The following is a 20579-nucleotide window of genomic DNA, read 5'->3' on the forward strand; positions in this document are numbered from 1 at the left end:
TCATGGCTCCCGATGTTAGTCATCATTAACGTCATCGTCTAGCATGTGAGACGTGACCACCGCCTCCGACACCCCTACCCGCAGCCGGCGCAACAGGCGCGCGGAGATCCTCGAGGCGGCCGCCCGGCTGTTCGCGGCGCGCGGTTTCCACGGCGTCTCGATCGAGGACATCGGCGCCGCGGTCGGCGTCTCGGGCCCGGCCCTCTACCGCCACTTCGACGGCAAGGACGCGCTGCTGTCGGAGATGCTGCTCGACATCAGCTCCCGCCTGCGCGAGTCGGCCGTCACGGTCGTGACCGGCTCCCCCGGCCCGGAGGAGACCCTGGACGCCCTGCTCGACGTGCAGATCGCGTTCGCGACCGACCACCCCGCCCTGATCATCGTGCACGACAGGGAGCTGGGCAACGTGCCCGAGCCCGCCCGCCGGCAGATCAGGCGGCTGCAGCGGCTCTACGTCGAGGAGTGGGTGACGGTGCTGGCCGAGCTGCATCCGGCCTGCCCGGCGGCGCGGCTGCGGGCGGCCACGCACGCGGTCTTCGGCCTGCTGAACTCGACCCCGCACAGCGCGGGCGAGCTGCCCGCCCAGGACATGCGGCCGATGCTGCACGCGATGGCCCGCGCGGCCATCGCCGCGTGCGCCCGTTAAGGACCGTTAACTTCCTGATGTCGCCTTGTCGGCTCAACTATCTAGATATATCGTCATCATATCTCGATAGTTGGAGGCGATCATGCGCGACCATCACGAGTTCTGGGAGCCCCCCCGGCCCGTACCACCGCCCTTCCCCACGCCGGGGCCGATGCCGATGCCCTTCCCGGGGGGCGCGCCGCTGCCGCCCCCGCACTTCGTCCACAGAGAGCAGCCCGCGCCCCGCATCCGCCGCGGCGACGTCAGGGCGGCCCTGCTGGCGCTGCTCCACGAGGGGCCGCAGAACGGCTACCAGATGATCCAGGGCATCGAGGAGCGCAGCCGCGGGGTGTGGCGGCCCAGCCCGGGGTCGGTCTATCCGGCGTTGCAGCAGCTGGAGGACGAGGGCCTGGTCACCGGGGACGAGTCGGGCGGGCGCCGTACGTACCGGCTGACCGAGCAGGGCCGCGCCCAGGCCGCCAGGCACGCCGAGGAGGCGCCGTGGGAGGAGGTGGCCCGTACGGTGCCCGACGACCACCACGAGCTGCGGCTGCTGTGGGCCCAGCTCAACGAGGCGTTCGGCCACCTGGTCCGCACGGGCGGCGACCACCAGCTCGCCGAGGCCAAGAAGCTGATCAAGCAGACCCGCAGATCCGTCTTCCAGATCCTCGCGGAGGACTAGATGGCGGCCGACGCGGCGGTGACCGTACGCGGGTTACGCAAGGCGTACGGGAAGATCGAGGCCGTCAAGGGCGTCGACTTCGAGGTGCGTCCCGGCGAGGTCTTCGGCTTCCTCGGCCCGAACGGCGCCGGCAAGACCACCACCATCAGCATGCTCTGCACCCTCGTGAACCCGACCGGCGGCAGCGCCACGGTGGCCGGGCACGACGTGGTCAAGGAGCGCGACGAGGTGCGCAGGAACATCGGCCTCGTCTTCCAGGACCCCACCCTCGACGGCTACCTCAGCGCCGAGCAGAACCTGCGCTTCCACGCCGAGCTGTACGGCGTGCCCAGGAGCGTGGTCGGCGACCGGATCCACCAGGTGATGGAGATGGTCGCGCTGTGGGACCGCAAGGACGCCAAGGTGATGACGTTCTCCGGCGGCATGAAGCGGCGGCTGGAGATCGCGCGCGGCCTGCTGCACTCGCCGCGCGTGCTCTTCCTCGACGAGCCCACCGTCGGCCTCGACCCGCAGACCCGCTCGGCCATCTGGGGGTACATCAACCAGCTGCGGCTGCGCGAGGACATCACCATCTTCATGACCACCCACTACATGGACGAGGCCGAGTACTGCGACCGGATCGCGATCATCGACCACGGCGAGATCGTCGTCATCGACTCGCCGGAGGCGCTCAAGGCCAGCGTCGGCAAGGACCGCGTGCAGATCCAGACCGCCGACGACACCGCGGCGATCAAGGCCCTGCGCGACCGGTTCGGGCTGGAGGCGGCCGTGCACGAGGGCGCGGTGACGTTCGCGGTGGCCTCCGGCGAGCAGTTCGTGCCCCGGCTGTTCGCCGAGCTCGGCATGCCGATCAAGTCGGTGAGCGTCTCCCGGCCGTCCCTCGACGACGTGTTCATGTCCTATACCGGCTCCACGATCCGCGACGCCGAGGAAGGCGACGGGAACATGGCGTGGATGAGAGCGATGGCGAGGCGATGACCATGGCGACAGAGGCCGTCAGCGTCCGGGTCCCGGCCCGCAGCGCCGGGCACGACCTCCGGGCCGTCAAGATCGTGCTGCACCGCGAGATGCTGCGCTTCGTCAACGACCGCACCCGCATGTTGTCGATGCTCGTCCAGCCCGTGCTCTGGCTGTTCGTCATGGGGACGGGGCTGGGCTCGCTGGTCCGGGGCTCCATCCCCGGGGTCGACTACCGGACCTTCATGTACCCCGGCATGATCTCCATGACCGTGATCATGACGGCCATGTTCTCGGCCGGCTCCATCGTGTGGGACCGCGAGTTCGGCTTCCTGCGCGAGATGCTCGTCGCACCCGTCTCGCGGGGCGCGATCGTGATCGGCAAGTGCCTCGGCGGGGCCGTCGTGGCCGTCGGGCAGGGCGTCATCATCGTGGCGATGGCGCCGCTGGTGGGGGTGCCGTACGCACCGGCGCTGATCGTCACGCTGCTGCTGGAGATGTTCCTGGCGGCGTTCACCATCACGGCCTTCGGGGTGACGCTGGCCGCCCGGATGAAGAACATGCAGACCTTCTTCGGGCTCATGCAGATGGCGATCATGCCGATGATGTTCCTGTCGGGGGCGATGTTCCCGCTGGCCAACCTGCCGTCGTGGCTGCACGTGCTGACCGTGGTCAACCCGATGACGTACGCGGTGGACCCGATGCGGCAGGCCGTGTTCGGGCATCTGGACGTGCCGGCGGCGGCTGAGGCGATGTTGAACCCGGGGGTGCGGTGGTTCGGATATCAGGTGCCGGTGGGGGTGGAGCTGGGGATCGTGGCGGGGTTGGGGGTGGTGTTGCTGGGGGTGGCGGTTCTTCAGTTCAGGAGGGCCGAGTAGGTCTACGTCTTATCCTTGTATCGCCTGCGGTCGATCTTGTACGGACGGTAGCTTTCCGGATGTGCCGCGCGGCTCGTCCTTTCCCTCCGTTCCCGAGGAGCATCATCCGATGTTGGATCTCGAAGAGAAGTACCTTGACCTGGAGGCCCGGGTCGAAGCTCTGGAAGGGGCCGCTGTGAAGGCAGGCGTCACCGCGGTCGACAACCGGCTCGACCAGATCGAGTCCCTGCTCGTCCGCATCGACGCCAAGCTGAGCGACGACCGCTCCACCTGACCCACACACAGAACGAGGCCCAGGGCAGGTGCCGCCCGGGCCTCGTTCCGGTGTTCAGGTGATCAGCGCTTCACGCGGACATAGTCCGTACGGCTGTGATCGCCGTAGGTGTCCCCGTCCCCGCTGAACACGAACTTCCAGTGCCCCGACTTCCAGGCCTTGACCTTCGTGTAGAGCCGCCCGCTGTCACCGGACGTGGTCGTCTTCACGAACTGCCACTTCTTCGAGCCCAGCGCCTTGTAGAACAGCGCCACCTTGCCCGAGTAACCCTCCCAGGAGCCTTCGTCGTCGACCTGCAGCAGCCCCCTGAACTTCAGGTACTTGCCGCGCTTGACCGGCTCAGGATAGGCGTTGAACTTGATCAGGCGGGTGTCCGCCTTCTCCTCCTCGGGCGGCGGGGCGGGCTGGTCGACCTTCACCCAGTCGGGCCGGCTGACCGTGCCGTTGATCCCGCGCGTGCCGCGGTACTCGGCGCGCCACCAGCCTGAGGTGACGGCCGTGGCGGTGGCGTGGAAGCGGCCGTGGCGGCCGGTCACGTCACCGGTGACGTACTCCCAGCGGCGGGAGCCGTCGGCCTTGAAGAAGATCGACACGCGCTGGCCGGGCAGGCCGCCCCGGTCCTCGACGCGCAGGGCGCCGGAGAAGGAGAGCGTGTCGCCCTTGTCCACCGGCTCGGGGCGGGCGTCGAAGCCGGCGATGTGGCTGCCGAGGTTGGCGCGCCGGACGTCCACCCGGTCGGCGTCGCTGACGGAGGCCCTGGCGGTGGCGGTGGCCGCGAACTCGGCACGCCAGTAACCGGTGGCCTTGGCCTCGACGCGGGCGCCGAACCAGCCGCCGCGGCCGGTCGTCACCTTGGTGATCGCGCCGAAGGCGTCGGAGCCGCGCTCACGGAAGGTGATCGCGACGCTCTGGCCGGCGTAGCCCCGGCCGTCGGCGAGCAGGCGTCCGGTGACGCGGATGCTGTCGCCCTTGTCGACCAGGTCCGGGCTGGCGTCGACGTCGTCGAACTTGGTGGTCAGGGCCCTGACGACGTCGAAGGAGCCTGACTGGGTGACCTCCCCGCCCTCGCCGGAGGCGGTGGCGGCGTAGTTCACCTTGCCGACGGCACCGGGGCCGAAGGCCTTGGTGCCGGTCCACTTCAGCCCGCCGGAGACCGCCGCCGAGGTGAGCGTGACGGCTGCTCCGTTGAGCTTGAGCTCGGCCTTCGTCGCGTTCGTGGTGGTGAACGTGAATGTGACGCTGACATCGCTGTCGAAGACCACGATGGGCGCGGCCGGGCTGAGCTCCACCTTGGTGATGGTGGGGGTGGGGGCCGCCGTCGCGGGCGTGGCCAGGGCCAATGCCCCGGAGACGCCCAGTACGAGGGCGAGGGCGGCGACACGGATGCGTTGTAACATGCGGGTTCCTTTCTGGAGACCCCAGTGGTTCAACGCGGCATTGAGGGTGCCACGTGTGCACTACAAGTAGACGTGCACACCGCCGGTGAAGTTGTGATTTCTGACAAACAGTTATCAGTCGGAGTCAAAGGGACCGGTCCACGACATGTCACCGGCGTCCGGCAGACGTCAGGGCCGATCAAAGACATAATCGATGCTGTGGCGCGCGACACAGTTGAGACTCACTTCACCGAGACGGTTTCGGCACTCGAGGCGGGGCCTGCGCGAGATCCGGCGCTGCCGGTGCGCGAGGGCACGTCGCTGACCGGGGAGCGGTGCAGGTCGCTCTTCTGGCGCCAGCTCGACAGCAGGCTGCTCGACATCGCGGCCCGCTGGCTGCGCGAGCGCGACGAGGGCCACTACACGATCGGCTCCGCCGGTCACGAGGGCAACGCGGCCGTGGCCGCCGCCCTGCGGCCCACCGACCCCGCCCTGCTCCACTACCGCTCGGGCGCCTTCTACCTGACCAGGTCCGAGCAGGCGGGCCGGGTGCCCGAGCAGGGCATCCGCGACGTGCTGAAGGGCCTGACCGCCGCCGCCGACGAGCCCATCGCGGGCGGCCGGCACAAGGTCTTCGGCCATCCCGACCTGGCCGTCATCCCGCAGACCTCCACGATCGCCAGCCACCTGCCGAGGGCCGTGGGCGTGGCGTTCGCCATCGAGCGGGCCGGCACGCTCGACGTGCCCGGCGCCTGGCCGCGCGACGCGGTGGCGGTGTGCAGCTTCGGCGACGCCTCCGTCAACCACGCCAGCGCTCTGTCCGGGCTCAACACCGCCGCCTACGCCACCTTCCAGGGGCAGCCGCTGCCGCTGCTGTTCGTGTGCGAGGACAACGGCATCGGCATCAGCGTGCGCACCCCCAGGGGCTGGGTGGAGGCGGCCGCGCGGCGGCCCGGCATCGAGTACATCGCCGCCGACGGCTGCGACCTGCCCGCCGCGTACGACGCCGCCGCCGAAGCCGTCCGGCACGTACGCGAGCGGCGCTCGCCGGTGTTCCTGCACCTGTCGACCGTGCGGCTCATGGGGCACGCGGGCTCCGACGTCGAGTCGGCCTACCGCACGCAGCGCGAGATCAGGGCCGACCTGGCCGACGACCCGCTGGTGCGGACCGCCGCGCTGCTGGTGGGGGCTGGGCTGATCACGCCGGACGAGCTGCTCAAGCGGTACGAGTCGGCGCGCGAGCACGTCCTGAAGATCGCCGAGGAGACGGCGCGCGGCCCGCGGCTGAGCTCCGCCAAGGAGATCATGGAGCCGATCGCCCCGCGCAACCCGGACCTGATCGCCAAGATCAGCCCGATGGCGGCCACGGCGGCGGCCAGGGAGAAGGCGTTCGCCGGGGCGCTGCCCGAGGACGACAAGCCGATGACGCTCTCCCAGGCGATCAACCGCACGCTCGCCGACGGGCTGGCCGCCTATCCGGAGATGACGGTGTTCGGCGAGGACGTCGCCAAGAAGGGCGGCGTGTACGGCGTGACCCGCGGGCTGCAGAAGCGCTTCGGCGGCGGGCGGGTGTTCGACACGCTGCTCGACGAGCAGGCCATCCTGGGGCTGGCGCTCGGCTCCGGCGTCTCGAAGCTGCTGCCGGTGCCCGAGATCCAGTATCTGGCCTACCTGCACAACGCGCTCGACCAGATCCGCGGGGAGGCGGCCACGCTGTCGTTCTTCTCGCGCGGCGCCTACACCAACCCGATGGTGGTGCGGGTGGCCGGCTACGCCTACCAGAAGGGGTTCGGCGGGCACTTCCACAACGACAACGCGGTGGCCGCGCTGCGTGACATCCCGGGGCTGGTGATCGCCTCCCCCGCCAGGCCCGACGACGCCTCGGCCATGCTGCGCACCTGCCTGGCGGCGGCGCGTACGTCGGGGTCGGTCTGCGTGTTCCTGGAGCCGATCGCGCTGTACCACACGCGTGACCTGTTCGACACGGGCGACGGCGGGTGGCTGGCGCCGTACGCGCCGCCCGCGCGCTGGGCGGAGACGCACGTGCCGATCGGACGGGCGCGCTCCTACGGCGACGGGCGCGACCTGACGATCGTGACGTTCGGCAACGGGGTGCGGATGAGCCTGCGCGCCGCGGTGCGGCTGACCCAGGAGGGCTACGGGTGCCGCGTGCTCGACCTGCGCTGGCTGGCCCCGCTGCCGATCGAGGACCTGCTGCGCTCGGCCGAGCTGACCGGCAACGTGCTCATCGCCGACGAGACCCGGCGCACCGGCGCGGTCTCGGAGGGGATCGTGGCCGAGCTGCTCGACGCCGGGTTCAGCGGGAAGATCGGGCGGGTCACCTCGTCCGACAGCTTCGTCCCGCTCGGCCGGGCGGCCGATCTCGTGCTGCTGTCGGAGGAGGAGATCGAGCAGGCGGCGCGCAAGCTACTGGGTTGACCTGGCCACGGCGCCCCTGATGCAGGCCGGCTTCGACCAGGCGACGGTGGAGCTCTCCGAGATGCGCAGCGGCACGCCCACCAGGAAGCAGTAGCCGGTGTCGGGGTCCAGGCCGGCGACCCGCGTGGAGGTGGCGCCCTGCTGCAGGGGGGTGATGGCCTGCTCGCCCTGCTTGACCGGGGAGCGCTGGACGACCACCGGGTAGTCGCGGGCGCCGGCGGGCAGCGACCAGCGCAGCTCCACCAGGGCTCCCTGGTCGGTCACCTTGACCTGGCGGGGGGCCAGGGCGGCCACCTGCTTCTCGCCGATCGGCTCCTGCGTGTCTGTGGTGCCTTGCTGCTGTGGGTCGGTGGTGGTGGTCGTGGTGGGCCGGGTGGTGGTGGCGGGGGGCTGCATCGAGAGGTGGACCGCCAGGGCCGTGCCGGCGACCACCACGGCGGCGGTCGTGCCGCCGATCAAAATCATCCTGCCGGTGCGGGAGGTGGTGGTGCCGGTGGGGTGGGTGGCCGCCGCGTGCGAGCCCTGGTGGGCGGGCGCGGGCGGGCCGTGATGAGCGGGTGCGGGCGGGCCGTGATGAGCGGGTGCGGGTGGCAGGTGGGCGGGCGCGGGCGGGCTCTGCTGGACGGGCGTGGGCGGCAGGTGGTGGCCGGTGCTCGGAAAGCCGGTGTTCGCGGGCGGAGGCGGGCCGGCGTCCAGGCGCTGGGGCGGGGCGGCGTCCAGACCGACGAGGTCGGTGACGGGCAGGCCCAGCTCGGCCTGCAACGCCTGGAGGTGCCGGGCGAGCTCGCGGGCGGACCCGTACCGCGCCCCCGGCTCCTTGGACATCGCCCGCAGGATCGCCGCGAACACCGCCCCCGGCACGTCCGGCCGGTTGATCGGCGGCGGTTCCAGGCTGAGCACCCGGTACATCAGCGGCGCGATCGACGGATCCGACGGGTTGTGGAAGGCGGGCTGCCCCGCCAGCAGGTGGTAGAGGGTCGAGCCGAGCGAGTAGATGTCGGTGGAGGCCGAGTGGGGCCGGCCGGTGAGCACCTCGGGGGCGGCGTGCAGCGGGGTGAAGGCCTGGGAGGTGGCCGAGATCTCCGCGGAGTCCACGACCCGGGCCACGCCGAAGTCGGCGATCGCGGGCTCGCCGTACCGGGAGATGAGGATGTTCTGCGGCTTGATGTCGCCGTGCAGGACGCCCGCGTCGTGCACGGCGGCCAGCGCGCCGGCCAGCTTGACGCCGGCCCGCAGCACGTCGGGCAGCGGAAGCGGGCCCTCCTTGCGGATCTTGTCGCGCAGGGAACCGTGCTCGAAGAAGTCCATCGCGATGTACGGCTTGCCGGAGCGCGTCACGCCGGTGTCGAAGACGGTCACGACGTTCGGGTGGCCGGTGAGGCGGCCGGTGAGCTGCAGCTCGCGCTGGAACCTGCGCATCGTGCGCTGGTCCACCCGGTCCACGGACAGCACCTTCAGCGCCACGACCCGGTCGAGGCGTTCCTGGTAGGCGCGGTACACGACGGCGAACCCGCCCTGGCCCGCCTGATCGAGTACCCGGTAGCCGGGTGCGTCCTCGACTGGCAGCACTCCACTCTCCCCCTGTTGCTGAGGAGTTTAGTGCGAAATATCGGGACTAGAGCGGGTTCATGAGGTACGCGCCGAACGCCACGGACATCAGCGACACCAGCAGGAAGAAGAACACGTAGAACCCGCCGGGCAGGAACGTCAGCCGGGCGAGCTGGTCGGCGTCGGAGTCCCTGGCCTGGCGGCGGCGCCGCTTGTGCTGCAGCTCGATGATCGGCCGGATCCCGCCGAACAGCAGGAACCACGCCGCGACCATGGCCACGACCTGCTGGATGTCGGCCGGCGCGTACATGATCAGGGCGAACACGGCGCCACCCGTGACCAGCAGGATCAGCGCCCCGTACAGGTTGCGGATCAGCAGCAGCATGCAGACCAGGAGCAGCAGCACGCCCCAGATCAGCAGCGAGATGCGGCCCTGCTCGGTCAGCCAGGCGGCGCCCAGCCCGAGCAGCGGGGGCGCCAGGTAGCCCGCGAGCGCGGTCAGGACCATGCCGGGCCCGGTGGGCCTGCCTCTGGTGAGCGTCACGCCCGAGGTGTCGGAGTGCAGGCGGATGCCTTCCAGCTTGCGCCGGGTGAGCAGCGCCATCAGCGCGTGGCCGCCCTCGTGGGCGATCGTGATCAGCCCCCTGGACACCTGCCAGGGCATGCGGAAGCCGACGATCACCAGCGCGACGAGAGCCGAGACCGCCACGACCCAGGGGTCGGGGTCAGGCTGAACCTTGATCAGGTGGGCCCAGAACTTGTCCATCGAGGAGAAACCCTAATCGGTCCGCTTACTGTCCGGGGCGGGGAAAGTGGGGATCCGTCCCGAGCCGGGTGCGGACACCGCGCGACCGTGCGGGGCATGGCCGGTGAGCCGGGCGTGGTCTCATAGGAGGGTGAACGATCGGCACGTGGCGCTCATCAGCGCCTTCTACGACGCTCTGGGCCGCGCGGACTTCGCGGCCATGGAGCGCTGCTACCACCCTGAGGTCAGCTACGGCGATCCCATCTTCCAGGAGGTCGAGGGGCGCGACAGGGTGATGCGCATGTGGCGGCTCCAGCTCGGCGTGCGCGACGGGTTGAAGTCGGAGTACCGCGACGTGACGGCCGACAGCTTCACGGCGACCGCCCACTGGACCGCTCGCTACACCTTCCACAGCACCGGCCGCGAGGTCGTCAACGAGATCGACTCGCTGTTCCGATTCGAGGACGACCTGATTGTTCGCCACCACGACGAGTTCGATTTCCGCAAATGGTCGAAAATGGCACTTGGTAGGCCACATGGGTTGTTGTTCGGATGGACCCCGATGTGGCGCAAGACCATCAGAGACCGCGCGACACAGCGACTCGACGAGATGAGCCCGTCGTAACGGGAAGAAGGAGGGGCGATGGCCAGGGTCAAGGGGTTCAGGCGCAGCGGGGACGTACGCGAGGAGGCGCCCGAGCACTCGATGGACCCGCGTGCGGCCGAGGAGCGCCCCTATCGCCCGACGGTCATCGACAACGCGATCTACCAGGACGGCGAGCGGGTCGACAACCCCGGCTCGCTCGCCGACGCCTTCGAACGCCTCAAGCAGATGCCGGACGCGATGGCCTGGATCGGGCTGTACCGGCCGAAGGAGTGGGAGCTGGTCAAGCTCGGCGAGGAGTTCGAGCTGCACGAGCTGGCGCTGGAGGACGCCATCGTCGGCTCGCAGCGCCCCAAGGCCGACCGCTACGGCGACACGCTGTTCGTGGTGCTGCGCGCCGCGCGTTACCTCGACGACGTGGAGGAGGTCGCCTTCGGCGAGGTGCACGTCTTCGTCGGCCCCAACTTCGTCATCACCGTCCGCCACGCCGAGGCCCCTGACCTCCAGGCCGTCCGCAAGCGCATGGAGTCCGACCCCGAGCTGCTGCGGCAGGGCCCGCAGGCCGTCCTGTACGCCATCCTCGACGCCGTGGTCGACGGGTACGCGCCGGTGGTGGCCGGGCTGCAGAAGGACATCGAGGAGATCGAGGTCCAGGTCTTCGGCGGCGACCCGTCGGTCTCGCGGCGCGTGTACGAGCTGTCGGGCGAGGTGATCGAGTTCCAGCGGGCGACGGCGCCGCTGGTCGGTATGATCCACGGGTTCATCGCGGGGGCGCGCAAGTACGGGGTGACGGACGAGCTGCAGAGCTACCTGCGCGACGTGGCCGACCACGCGATCACCGTGACGGAGCGGATCTCGTCCTTCCGCCAGATGTTGCAGAGCATCATGGTCGTCAACTCCACCCTGGTCACCCAGGCCCAGAACGCGGAGATGGCCCGGATGACCGAGGCCAGCATCCAGCAGGGCGAGGAGGTCAAGAAGATCTCCGCCTGGGCCGCCATCCTCTTCGCCCCCACCCTGGTCGGCACCGTGTACGGGATGAACTTCGACTTCATGCCCGAGACGCACTGGGCGTTCGGCTACCCGTTCGCCATCGTGCTCATGGCGGCGGTCTGCGTGGCGCTCTACACGGTCTTCAAACGCCGCAACTGGCTCTGAGCCGCCGCTGATCAGTCGGGGAAGCCGATCAGCCGCAGCTCCGCCTCGCTGACGGCGCGGCGCAGCTCCTCCGTGTACGTCGCCACCCGGTCGGCGTCGAACCTGGCCGAGGGGACCGAGATGGAGAAGGCGCCCACGGCGGTGCCGCGGCCGTTGCGCAGGGCCGCGCCGATGGCCGAGACGCCCTGCTCGGTGCCCTCGATGTTGAGCGCGTGGCCACGGGCGCGCACCTCGGCCAGCTCGTGCGTCAGGACCGCGCGGTCCCTGGCCGGCAGGTGCTCGTACAGGTCCCACAGCTCCTCGGGCGGCAGGTCCGCGAGCAGCGCCTTGCCGCCCGAGGCCAGGTGCGCGGGCAGGATGGTGCCGCGCCGGTCGCCCACGTGCAGGAGCTGCGCGGACTCCACGCTGTCCAGGAAGCGCACCTCCGCGCCGACCCTGACGACGAGGTTCACCGTCTCCTGGACGCGGGCGCACAGGGCCTCCATCGCGGGCCGGGTGCGGGCGCGCAGCTCGCGCAGGGCGGAGCCGCCCGGGACGGCCGGGGTCGAGGCGAGGAACGGCCCCGGCAGGTACGTGTGCTGCTCGTCCTGCACGGCGAAGTCGCGGTAGACCAGCATCGCCAGCAGCCGGTGCGCGGTGGAGCGGGCGATGCCCAGCTCGCCGGCCACGTCGGTGACCTGCACGCGGCCACGGTCGCGCAGCATGTGCAGGACGAGCAGCGCGTTGTCCACCGAGCCCAGGGCGTACGGGGGCCTGTTCTTCACAGCAGGATGCTAGTACCGCCCGGCACGATCACCGTCAGCACGCCCGGCGCCTCGGGGGACACGACGGTGACGGCCTCGGCCGTGCGGAGATAGCCGGTGGAGACCAGCATGGGCCGCACGGCCAGCCCCTCCCCCGGGAACTGCAGCACCGTGACCCTGAACCCCTCGGGATCGCTCAGCTCCACGGCCCCCTCACGCCGCGACACCACCTCGAACGCCGGGTCGAAGTGCCACAGGCTGCGCAGGGTCCCCGAGGCCACGGTGTCGTGCACGGCCAGCGTGTCGGGGTCGTGGTTGACCACGACGTGCCGGGTCCTGGTCGTCCCGTAGGCGTCGTCGGCCAGCTCGTAGCTCTGGCTGGACGGGCCGACGGCCGAGCGCAGCAGGCGGGTGGCGGTGCCGGGGCGAAAAGTCCCCGACGTCGGGACGGGGACGTTGTGGGCCTGCGGGGAGCGGGTCCACTCGACGTAGCCGGTGCGCTCGTAGGAGTGGAAGCCGGCCTCCACCAGGATGCGGCGGCCCCTGGCCGAGTAGGTGACGCCCAGGTGGTCCTCGTGGCCGTGCAGCCGCCGCCCCGGGCCGAACCTGATCGAGTAGTGGGCGGCGTCCGGGTCGTCCCACGCGGTCCTGCCGAACACGTAGCCCCCGTCGAAGATCCGCACCGGCGGCCCCTCGTGCGCGAACCCGTCCGCGCGGGCGTCGGCCGGGCTGTCGCCGATGGGCACGAGCCGGCCGTCCGGCTGGGTGGCGTGGGCCACGTACGACTCCAGCGCCCGCCGCCTGGCCAGCAGCCGCTCCGGCACCTCGGCCCCGCTCTCCCTGATCGCGCGCAGGGCGACGCCGAGGCGGCGGTGCACGTACAGGCCGTAGCGCGGCGCCTGCTCGTGCAGGACGCCCTGGGCGTCGACGGCCAGCTCGGCCGAGGCGGTCATCCTGCGTACGGCCAGGTCCCGCCAGCGTGCCCGGCCCAGGCGGCAGCCGACGACCAGCAGCGCGATGTCCTGGTCGAGGCCGTGGTTGTGGCCCTCGCGGTAGAGATCCGGGTCGGCCAGGACCTCGCCGTGCTCGGCCAGGCTGTCCCACAGGACCGCGGTGCGCACGTGCTCGCTCAGGCACACCAGCGCCGGGGCGCGCAGCGCGACCGCGTGCTCGGCCCACGCCCAGGGGCTGACGCCGGGGCCGTTCCTGGGGTTCGCGGCGATCCAGTCGTCGGTGACGGCCTGGGCGCGGTCGAGGCAGGCCCGCTCACCCGTGCGCTCGTAGGCGGACACCAGGCGGCCCATCCAGCGCAGCGCGTGCAGGTGCAGCGCCCAGGAGCGGTTGCCGTGCGGGTTCGCGGCCCAGTCGATCGGGGTGCCGAGCCGCACCGGCGGCAGCTTCACGAACCGCACCAGGCCGTCCATCACCTCCTCCACGTCGATCCCGGGGAACTGGTCGCTCAGGCAGATGGCCTGGCCTGAGGTCGTGCGGGCACGCCGGAACACGTCATGACTCCTGTTTTTGGGCGCGCGGGACCCACGCGCGGCACCATACGGTTCAGCGGGGGCCCTCGTCGGTCCAGCCGGCGACGAGGACGAGCTCCGAGCGCGTGCCGTCCTGGCTGGACAGCACCTGCGAGGTGCCCGGATCGATGATCAGGGTCCGGCGGACGCCGGTGGGCAGGCCGAAGGAGAACGCCTCACCGGCGCGCCCCCGTTCGTCGGTGGCCGTACCCAGGTAGCGGACCTCGGGCAGGTCGGCGAGCGCGCGGTAGGCGGCGGCGCGCACGCCGGGCGGGGACGGCTTGGTCCACAGCAGGCCGCCGAGCGCGTCGGCGAGCAGGCCCTGCGAGCCGGGCGGCAACATCGCCGACACCCGCTCGCGCAGCGCGGCGGCGTCGGCGGGCAGCGCCTGGATCTGCTCGAAGGTCAGGTCGCGCCCGGCCATGCTGAACGGCGCGCGGCCGGTGACCCGGGTGACGCGGCCCTGCTCGGCGGTCCACGCCCGGCCCTGCCTGGTGACCCACAGCTCGCTCTGCCTGGTGCCGTCGTGCAGCTTCCTGACGTGCCAGTACGTGCCCCGCGACGTGGCGGACGCGGCCGAGGTCGCGGCCGTCAGCAGGATCTGCCTGCCCGCCTCCACGGGTGGTTCGCGGGGGATCAGCAGGAACAGCGCGAGGGCAGCGGCGGTGGCCGGGAGCACCGCCAGCCAGGACAGGCGGCGGCGCCGGCGGCGCACCGTGATCCGCCGCCACACCCTGGTCTGGGCGTGCGGAGCCGGCTCCGGCGTGCCGTACAGCTCGCGGATCAGCTCATCCATCGCCCCGCACCTCCCCCAGCCGGCCGCGCAGCTTCTTCCTGGCGCGGCTCAGGCGGGAGCCGACGGTGCCGTACGGGATGCCGAGCGCGGTGGCGATCTCGTCGTGGCTCAGCCCGGCCAGCGCCACCAGCAGCAGCACGTCGCGGTCGCGCCGGTCCAGCTCGGCCAGGGCGGCGGCCAGCTCGGGGCGCAGGCTCTGGGCGCTGACGCGTACGGCCACCGACTCCTCGTGGCCCGGGGCGTCGGTGTCGGCGCCGCAGCGGCCCAGGGCGCGCAGCGTGCGGGCCTCCAGGCGGCGGTGCTTGCCGATGAGGTTCGTGGCGATGCCGTACAACCAGGCCCGCACCCCCGCGCGGGACGGGTCGTAGCGGTCGCGCTTGCGGAACGCCGTCAGGAACGTCTCGGCCACGATGTCCTCGGCGATGTCCGGGCCGAGCCGCTGGGCGGCGTAGGCGTGGATCTCGCCGAAGTACGCGTCGAACACCGCGGCGAACGCGTCGGCGCCGTCCAGCGTGTCGTGCACGGCGCCCGGCGCGCGGGCCGTCCAGGGCACCGTGGCCGCGATGGTCTCCCCCGTCATGTGCAACCTTCCGGATGTATCAGTGTTCATCTGGTATCACCCGATACACCGGATCGCTTTCACGCTCCTTCGAGGAAGCGGCGTACGTCGGCGACCTCGTCGTCCAGCGCGGGCAGCTCGTCGAACGCCTGCACGCTCACCTGGGCGCCCTTCCGCCCCCACACGCCCTTGATCTCGCCGTTCACCAGCACGGCGGGGCGCAGGATGCCGCCGCCGGGGAACACCTTCTTGGCGTGCTCGGGGGCCAGGACGGGGTCCCTGCTCCGCCAGCCCAGCACGTACTCGTCGAAGGCGGGCAGGAGGCGGAGCAGCGGGGCGTCCTCGGGCGGCGGCGCGGGCGCTTCGCTCAGGCCCCAGGCCGTGCGGGCCTGCCCGGCGGGCAGGCCCGACCAGGCGGCCAGGTCGTCGGGGGTGGCGGGGTGGTGGGCGCGGCGGTAGCGGGTGGCCAGCTCCTTCAGCGCGCGTTCGCGGTCGGGCTCCGGGGTGATCGGGGCGCCGAGCCAGTCGGCGGCGTGGACGTACGTGGGCTTGCCCGCGCGCTGCGGCCCCAGGACGGCCAGGCCGTGGTGGGCGGCCAGTGCCACCAGGTGCACGACGCCCTGGCCGCGGGCGCGGCCCTTGAGGCGTTCCTCCAGGTCGGCCTTGGTGAGGGGGCCCTGGCCCGCGAGAGCCGCGGTGATGAGCGGGAGGAGGTCGTCGCCCGTGACGCCCTCTTCGGCGAGGCGGCGCAGGGTGCCGGTGGCGCTGCCGGTGAGGGCGTGGAGCCAGGGGAGGTCGTCGGCGTGCACGAAGTGGAGGGTGCCGCGCGGGCCCCACGTCCTGACGATCTCGCGGGACTGCCAGGCCGCCTCCACGTCCGCCGGGGTGAGGGTGGCGGAGCGGGCGCGGAAGGCCAGCAGGGCGGAGGGGACGTCCTGGGCCTGCATGGCGGTGAGGCCGCTGACGATGTCGCCGGGGGTGAGGCCGGGCGGGCGGTGCAGGAGCTGGGCGCCGACGCTTCTCATGGCGCAGATCATCGCACCGCCGCCGCTCTCATGCCGTCACCGTCGCGTCCGTGATCAGCGGAGGAGGAGGCGGTGGCGGAGGCGGGTGAGGAAGGGGGTGCGGGCGCGTACGGCCCTGCGGATGGCGTCGCTGCGTTGCCAGGCCTCGGTGGCGGCGGTGTCGGTGACGCTCTCGGGGGCGTACCGCACGAAATTGGAAATTTCGGCCAAAGGCTGGAGATGTACGGAAATATCGCCCGGCTGGCGGGACACCACGTCGCCTGCCGTCAGGGCGTGCTCCTTGCCCAGCCCCAGGTCGTCGCACGCCTGCCGCCACGCCCCCAGCACCCGCTCCCCGGGCTCCTCGGCGCGGCGACGCCCCTGCCTGCGCCGCCACGGCACGGCGGCCACCACTCCCGCGTACACCACCAGCAGCCCGCCCGCCACCACCGCCGCGAGCAGCGACGGGTCAGGCCCGCCGGCCACCCGCTCGTCCTGGCCCGCCGCCTGCGGCTCGGACTGCTTGGGCCGGTCGCTGCCGCCCTTGGCGAACTCGCCCTCCAGCTGCTCGCTCTCCTCGATCGCCGAGGAGGCCACCTCGTGGTCGTCCTTGGCGCCGCTGCGGCCGGGCGTCGGATAGAACGGCCGCCACCCCAGCCCGTCGAACTTGATCTCCGCCCACGCCATGACATGCCCCGACTTGACGTGATAGACGCCGCCGGTTTCCTGCCCCGGCCTGAACCCCACGACCACCCTCGACGGCAGCCCGAGCGTCCTGGCCATCAGCGCGAACGTGGCCGCGAACTGCTCCGACGTCCCCCTGTGCGTGGTCTGCAGGAAGAACTCCAGGCCCTTGAGCGAGTGTCCGGGCGGTGCGGTGACGTCGTAGGCGGCGCTCGTGCGCAGGTAGCTCTGCAGCCGGTACGCCTGCTTGATCGGCTCGCCGGCGCCCTTGACGGCCTGCTGGGCGAGCCTGCGGAAGAGCTGTTCCTGGGGGGCGTCGGGGAAGGCCGTCAGGGCCGGATCGCGTACGGGGCCGGCGGCCAGCAGGTCGTCCCTGGTGGGGCGGGGCACGCGGGAGGTCACCTCGTAGCTGAAGCCCTTGGCCGGCTTGTCCGCGGCCAGCAGCGAACCGCTGGCCGGGTCCACGGCCAGGCCGCTGACTCCGTTGACCTCCTCGGGGCGCTCGGCGGCTGGCAGCCAGGTGCCCGGCAGGCCGCCGAACGTGACGCGCTGCCGCACCACGTCGGCCGCACCCGTCCACTCGCCGTCGGGGACCCGTCCGCCGGTGGGCTGGAAGCGGGCGCTCGACGTCCACCGGACGCCGTCGTACCGGTCGAGGACGGCCAGCCGCCAGTTCTGCGGCTTGTCTGCCCTGACCGTGAACAGCTCGCGGTCGGGGATCTGCAGCCAGGCCGAGACGCGGTCGAGGGGGCTGACGCTGTCCACGCGGGCGGGAGGAGGCAGGTCGACGTCCTGGCGGGGGTTGTACGGCTCGGCGGCGATGGGCAGCAGCGGGGCCGCCACCAGGGCGAGCGCGGCCAGCGCGGCGGCCGACGGGATCCCGGCCAGCAGCCACACCGGGGAGCGGTCGTCGCGGATCAGCGCCAGGGCGGCGATCAGCACGAACAGCGCCGCCGCCACCGGCACGTTCGAGCCCTCGCCGTCCACGCCCAGCAGCAGCGCCACACCGTAGACGGCCAGGGCGGGGAGTGCGGCAGTGATCCGGGTGGTGGTGCGGCTCAGGATCTCCGCGCCGATGGTGGCCGCCGCCCAGACGAGGGTGTGGACCAGCACCAGCAGCTCGGGGTCCGGCTGCGCGGGGAGGAGGGTGGTGAGCAGGGCGTGCCAGGCGTTGGCCACGTCGGTGGGGACGGTGGGGGACAGCGTTCCGTACAGGGGGATGGTGCCGGCCAGCCAGAGGACCAGGTCCAGGGCGAGGGCCAGCCAGAGGGGGCGGGTGCGGGTCAGGGCGGCCACGGCTGCGGGGGCGGTCGCGGCGGGGATGACGGCCAGGAGCAGCTCCGTTCCTGGGAACACCCGGTGGAAACCCCATCCGGCCACGCCCGCCAGGGCCGCGACCATCGCCAGCCCGGCCAGCCGCCGCCACAGCGGGCCTGCTGGCGCGGCGGTGTGCTGGATGGTGCCGGGTGCGCTGCGGCCTGCGGCGTGCCCGCCTCCGGCAGGGGCGCCCGTGTCGGCGCGATGCCCGCCGCCGTCAGGTGCGCGCAGCCCGACGCCGCCAGTGGCGGCCGAGCCGGCGCCATGCCTGCCCACGCCGGGAGCGCCCGGCAGGTTGCCGTAGGTCATCGGGCCCCCCAGGCCACCGGCAGCTCGTCCAGGGCGGCGATCGGCACGACCGTCACCCCCGCCGGCCCGGCCGGAGCGGGGCCGGAGCCGGTGTAGACGCAGAGGACGCGGTCGAAGCGGCGCCGTACCCCCGCGGCCCGTCCCACCTCCGACGGATCCCCGGTCACGAGCACCAGCGCCCCGCCACCCCGAGCCATCCGCAGCGCCTCGGTGACCCCGGCGGTGCCCGGCCGCACCAGGGCGAGGCGGTCCAGCACGGTCTCGGCGTCCGGCTTCGGGTCGGGCAGCGGCCCGTCGCCGGTGAGGACGCGTACCGGGAAGCCCGCCCGCGCGGCGGCGACGGCGGCCGAGGCGGCGGCGTCCACGGCCACCTCCGTCAGACCCCGCGTGTCGAGCAGGACCGTCGTGGTGGGCAGGCTGGCGTCGATGAGCTGGCGGACCATCAGGGTGCCGGTGCGGGCGCTGGAGCGCCAGTGCACGTGGCGCAGGTCGTCGCCCACGACGTACTCGCGCAGGGTGTGGAAGGTGACCGTGCCGGCGGGGGCGTTGTCGCTGGTGGGGCCCTCCAGATGGTGGGCCTTGCCGGACGGCGGGACGGGCAGGGCGACCGTGCGCGGGCGTACCAGGAGGGTGGCGGGACGGCCGTACTCGCGGACCCGGCGCGTCAGCCCGAACGGGTCGGCGCGCACGAGCACGAGCGGGCCCACCGGGATCTCCCCCCGCGCGTCGGTGGGCAGCGGGTACGACACCGTGCGCGCCGCGCCCTTGGGCAGCCGGGGCAGGTCCACGGTGTGCTCGGCGGAGCCGAGGCGGTCCTGGGCCCGCAGCCCGGACAGGCCGCGGCTGCCGAGGTTCGTCACGCTCAGGACGGCCACGGCGGCCTCGCCGCGCGGCACCTTGAGCGGGGTGACCTCCCTGTGCACCTCCAGCCGGGGCCGCGGAGCGGTCCACGCCACGGCGGCGGCCAGCGCGAGCAGCGCGCCCGTGGCGAGCACGACGGGCTCCGGGTAACCGAGCGCGAAGCCGGCGACGTACAGCACCACGGCCCCCGCCAGCGTGCCCCACCCCAGCGGGGTCAGCACCGCGGTGAGCCGCACCCGCGGACCCGGCGGCGAAGCGTGCGGCGCGCGCGGACCCGGCGGCGAGGCGTGCGGCGCGCGAGGGCCCGGCGGCGCGGCGGGCCGCGCGGGCGGGTCCGGTGGCGAGGCGAGCGGCGCCCGGGGGTCCGGTGGCGGGGTCGGCCGCTGACGCGGGTCCGGTGGGGTGGGGTGCACCTACGCCGCCTGTGGCACCGGCATCCCGGCGAGGAGCTCGCCGAGCGCGGCGGCCGCGGTGACCTCGCGCAATTCGGCCTCGGGTGTGAGGATCAGGCGGTGGGCCAGCACGGGCACGGCCAGCGCCTTGACGTCCTCGGGCACCACGTAGTGCCGCCCCGCCGCGGCGGCCTTGACGCGCGCGGCGCGCAGCAGCGCGAGGCTGCCCCGGGGGCTGGCGCCGAGCCGCAGGTGCGGGCTGGTACGGGTGGCGCCGCACAGCGCCACGATGTAGTCGTAGACCGGGTCGGCCACGTGGATGCGCGAGGCGAAGTCGATCATGCCGGCCACGTCCGAGGAGCGTGCCACCACGGGCAGCCGCTCGACCTGCGGCCCCGTCGGCATGCCCTTGAGCACCTCCACCTCGGACGCGTGATCCGGGTACCCCACGGAGATCTTCATCAGGAACCGGTCGAGCTGGGCCTCGGGCAGCGGGTACGTGCCGTCCATGTCCACCGGGTTCTGCGTGGCCACGACCAGGAACGGCCGGGGCACCGGATGCGGCTCGGCGTCCACCGTGACCCGGCGCTCCTCCATCACCTCCAGCAGCGCGGCCTGCGTCTTCGGGGAGGCGCGGTTGATCTCGTCGGCGAGCACGATGTTGGCGAAGACCGGCCCCTGGTGGAACTCGAACTTCTGGTGCGCCTGGTTGAAGATCGACACGCCGGTGATGTCGCTGGGCAGCAGGTCGGGCGTGAACTGGATGCGCCGCCACTCCGCGTCCACGCTGGCCGCGAGCGAACGCGCGAGCGTGGTCTTGCCGGTGCCGGGCACGTCCTCGACCAGCAGGTGCCCCTCGGCGAACAGGCAGATCAGGGCCAGCTCGATGGCCTCGTGCTTGCCTCGGATGATGCGCTCGATGTTGCCGGCCAGTAGCTGGAAGCGCTGCGCGAACTGGCCCGCGAGCTGCTGCTGCGGTTGTTGTTGCTGCTGATGTTGCTGGTCGTAGGCGGCCGGCTGCTGGTACTGCTGGTCGTAGGCGGCGGGCGGCTGTTGCTGGTACTGCTGCTGATCGAACTGGTCCTGGTAGTTGTACTGGGTCAAC

The 20579-nt window shown here is 72.3% G+C and carries 19 protein-coding genes; 8 read left to right on the top strand and 11 right to left on the bottom strand.

Annotated features, from left to right (window positions below; genetic code table 11):
• The first annotated feature begins 52 nt into the window (after positions 1-52).
• From LCN96_RS40020 to LCN96_RS40040, 5 genes are all read left to right on the top strand, one after another.
• Positions 53-646, top strand: coding sequence for an SACE_7040 family transcriptional regulator (locus LCN96_RS40020; protein ID WP_225267614.1), 594 nt, complete (start codon positions 53-55; stop codon positions 644-646).
• A gap of 82 nt (positions 647-728) precedes the next feature.
• Positions 729-1307, top strand: coding sequence for a PadR family transcriptional regulator (locus LCN96_RS40025; RefSeq protein WP_225267615.1), 579 nt, complete (start codon positions 729-731; stop codon positions 1305-1307).
• Complete coding sequence (locus LCN96_RS40030) at positions 1308-2285, top strand: ATP-binding cassette domain-containing protein (protein ID WP_225267616.1); 978 nt, start codon at positions 1308-1310, stop codon at positions 2283-2285. It abuts the gene before it with no gap.
• A complete protein-coding gene (locus LCN96_RS40035) occupies positions 2258-3142 on the top strand; it encodes an ABC transporter permease (protein WP_311132043.1) in 885 nt (294 codons plus the stop codon). Before LCN96_RS40030 ends, LCN96_RS40035 begins: the two co-directional genes overlap by 28 nt.
• 109 nt (positions 3143-3251) lie before the next feature.
• Positions 3252-3416 (top strand): hypothetical protein, encoded by a 165-nt coding sequence (locus LCN96_RS40040; protein ID WP_225267617.1) that lies wholly within the window; start codon positions 3252-3254, stop codon positions 3414-3416.
• A 62-nt stretch (positions 3417-3478) separates the two neighbouring features.
• Here the strand turns inward: LCN96_RS40040 and LCN96_RS40045 are convergent, their stop codons facing one another.
• Complete coding sequence (locus LCN96_RS40045) at positions 3479-4813, bottom strand: hypothetical protein (RefSeq protein WP_225267618.1); 1335 nt, start codon at positions 4811-4813, stop codon at positions 3479-3481.
• 198 nt (positions 4814-5011) lie between these two features.
• On the opposite strand from LCN96_RS40045, the gene LCN96_RS40050 reads away from it, so the two are divergent.
• The gene (locus tag LCN96_RS40050; RefSeq protein WP_225267619.1) at positions 5012-7231 is read left to right on the top strand and encodes a thiamine pyrophosphate-dependent enzyme; all 2220 of its coding nucleotides are present in this window, start codon (positions 5012-5014) and stop codon (positions 7229-7231) included.
• Here the strand turns inward: LCN96_RS40050 and LCN96_RS40055 are convergent.
• Positions 7220-8800 (bottom strand): serine/threonine-protein kinase, encoded by a 1581-nt coding sequence (locus LCN96_RS40055; protein WP_225267620.1) that lies wholly within the window; start codon positions 8798-8800, stop codon positions 7220-7222. The genes LCN96_RS40050 and LCN96_RS40055 overlap by 12 nt on opposite strands.
• Positions 8801-8846: 46 nt before the next feature.
• Entirely contained in the window at positions 8847-9545 is a 699-nt protein-coding gene (locus LCN96_RS40060; protein WP_225267621.1) for a M50 family metallopeptidase, read from the bottom strand.
• A gap of 130 nt (positions 9546-9675) precedes the next feature.
• On the opposite strand from LCN96_RS40060, the gene LCN96_RS40065 reads away from it, so the two are divergent.
• Positions 9676-10149 carry a nuclear transport factor 2 family protein gene (locus tag LCN96_RS40065; protein ID WP_225267622.1) on the top strand — a complete coding sequence of 158 codons (474 nt, stop codon included), beginning with the start codon at positions 9676-9678 and terminating at the stop codon, positions 10147-10149.
• 18 nt (positions 10150-10167) lie between these two features.
• Positions 10168-11286: a magnesium/cobalt transporter CorA gene (corA, locus tag LCN96_RS40070; RefSeq protein ID WP_225267623.1), complete on the top strand. Its 1119-nt coding sequence runs from the start codon at positions 10168-10170 to the stop codon at positions 11284-11286.
• An 11-nt stretch (positions 11287-11297) separates the two neighbouring features.
• Here the strand turns inward: corA and LCN96_RS40075 are convergent, their stop codons facing one another.
• The 8 genes from LCN96_RS40075 to LCN96_RS40115 form a co-directional block, all read right to left on the bottom strand.
• Positions 11298-12050 carry an IclR family transcriptional regulator gene (locus LCN96_RS40075; protein ID WP_225267624.1) on the bottom strand — a complete coding sequence of 251 codons (753 nt, stop codon included), beginning with the start codon at positions 12048-12050 and terminating at the stop codon, positions 11298-11300.
• The gene (locus LCN96_RS40080; RefSeq protein WP_225267625.1) at positions 12047-13534 is read right to left on the bottom strand and encodes a heparinase II/III domain-containing protein; all 1488 of its coding nucleotides are present in this window, start codon (positions 13532-13534) and stop codon (positions 12047-12049) included. Before LCN96_RS40080 ends, LCN96_RS40075 begins: the two co-directional genes overlap by 4 nt.
• A gap of 52 nt (positions 13535-13586) precedes the next feature.
• Positions 13587-14348, bottom strand: coding sequence for a hypothetical protein (locus LCN96_RS40085; protein ID WP_225267626.1), 762 nt, complete (start codon positions 14346-14348; stop codon positions 13587-13589).
• A complete protein-coding gene (locus LCN96_RS40090; RefSeq protein ID WP_225267627.1) occupies positions 14341-14928 on the bottom strand; it encodes an RNA polymerase sigma factor in 588 nt (195 codons plus the stop codon). Before LCN96_RS40090 ends, LCN96_RS40085 begins: the two co-directional genes overlap by 8 nt.
• 59 nt (positions 14929-14987) lie before the next feature.
• Positions 14988-15932, bottom strand: a complete 945-nt coding sequence (locus LCN96_RS40095; protein WP_263657378.1) for a winged helix DNA-binding domain-containing protein — start codon at positions 15930-15932, stop codon at positions 14988-14990.
• A 54-nt stretch (positions 15933-15986) separates the two neighbouring features.
• Positions 15987-18221 (bottom strand): DUF3488 and transglutaminase-like domain-containing protein, encoded by a 2235-nt coding sequence (locus LCN96_RS40105; protein ID WP_263657379.1) that lies wholly within the window; start codon positions 18219-18221, stop codon positions 15987-15989.
• Entirely contained in the window at positions 18218-19318 is a 1101-nt protein-coding gene (locus LCN96_RS40110) for a DUF58 domain-containing protein (protein WP_225267628.1), read from the bottom strand. Before LCN96_RS40110 ends, LCN96_RS40105 begins: the two co-directional genes overlap by 4 nt.
• A 177-nt stretch (positions 19319-19495) precedes the next feature.
• On the bottom strand, positions 19496-20578 hold the full coding sequence (locus LCN96_RS40115; protein WP_225267629.1) for an AAA family ATPase: 1083 nt from the start codon (positions 20576-20578) through the stop codon (positions 19496-19498).
• Between the last annotated feature and the right edge of the window lies 1 nt (position 20579).

Source organism: Nonomuraea gerenzanensis (assembly GCF_020215645.1).
Classification (GTDB): domain Bacteria; phylum Actinomycetota; class Actinomycetes; order Streptosporangiales; family Streptosporangiaceae; genus Nonomuraea; species Nonomuraea gerenzanensis.

Excerpts from the sequence above, each read along its gene's own strand:
- LCN96_RS40095 (WP_263657378.1), bottom strand. The coding sequence starts at position 15,932 with ATGAGAAGCGTCGGCGCCCAGCTCCTGCACCGCCCGCCCGGCCTCACC.
- LCN96_RS40085 (WP_225267626.1), bottom strand. The coding sequence starts at position 14,348 with ATGGATGAGCTGATCCGCGAGCTGTACGGCACGCCGGAGCCGGCTCCG.
- LCN96_RS40030 (WP_225267616.1), top strand. The coding sequence starts at position 1,308 with ATGGCGGCCGACGCGGCGGTGACCGTACGCGGGTTACGCAAGGCGTAC.
- LCN96_RS40105 (WP_263657379.1), bottom strand. The coding sequence starts at position 18,221 with ATGACCTACGGCAACCTGCCGGGCGCTCCCGGCGTGGGCAGGCATGGC.
- LCN96_RS40090 (WP_225267627.1), bottom strand. The coding sequence starts at position 14,928 with ATGACGGGGGAGACCATCGCGGCCACGGTGCCCTGGACGGCCCGCGCG.
- LCN96_RS40025 (WP_225267615.1), top strand. The coding sequence starts at position 729 with ATGCGCGACCATCACGAGTTCTGGGAGCCCCCCCGGCCCGTACCACCG.
- corA (WP_225267623.1), top strand. The coding sequence starts at position 10,168 with ATGGCCAGGGTCAAGGGGTTCAGGCGCAGCGGGGACGTACGCGAGGAG.
- LCN96_RS40060 (WP_225267621.1), bottom strand. The coding sequence starts at position 9,545 with ATGGACAAGTTCTGGGCCCACCTGATCAAGGTTCAGCCTGACCCCGAC.
- LCN96_RS40040 (WP_225267617.1), top strand. The coding sequence starts at position 3,252 with ATGTTGGATCTCGAAGAGAAGTACCTTGACCTGGAGGCCCGGGTCGAA.
- LCN96_RS40045 (WP_225267618.1), bottom strand. The coding sequence starts at position 4,813 with ATGTTACAACGCATCCGTGTCGCCGCCCTCGCCCTCGTACTGGGCGTC.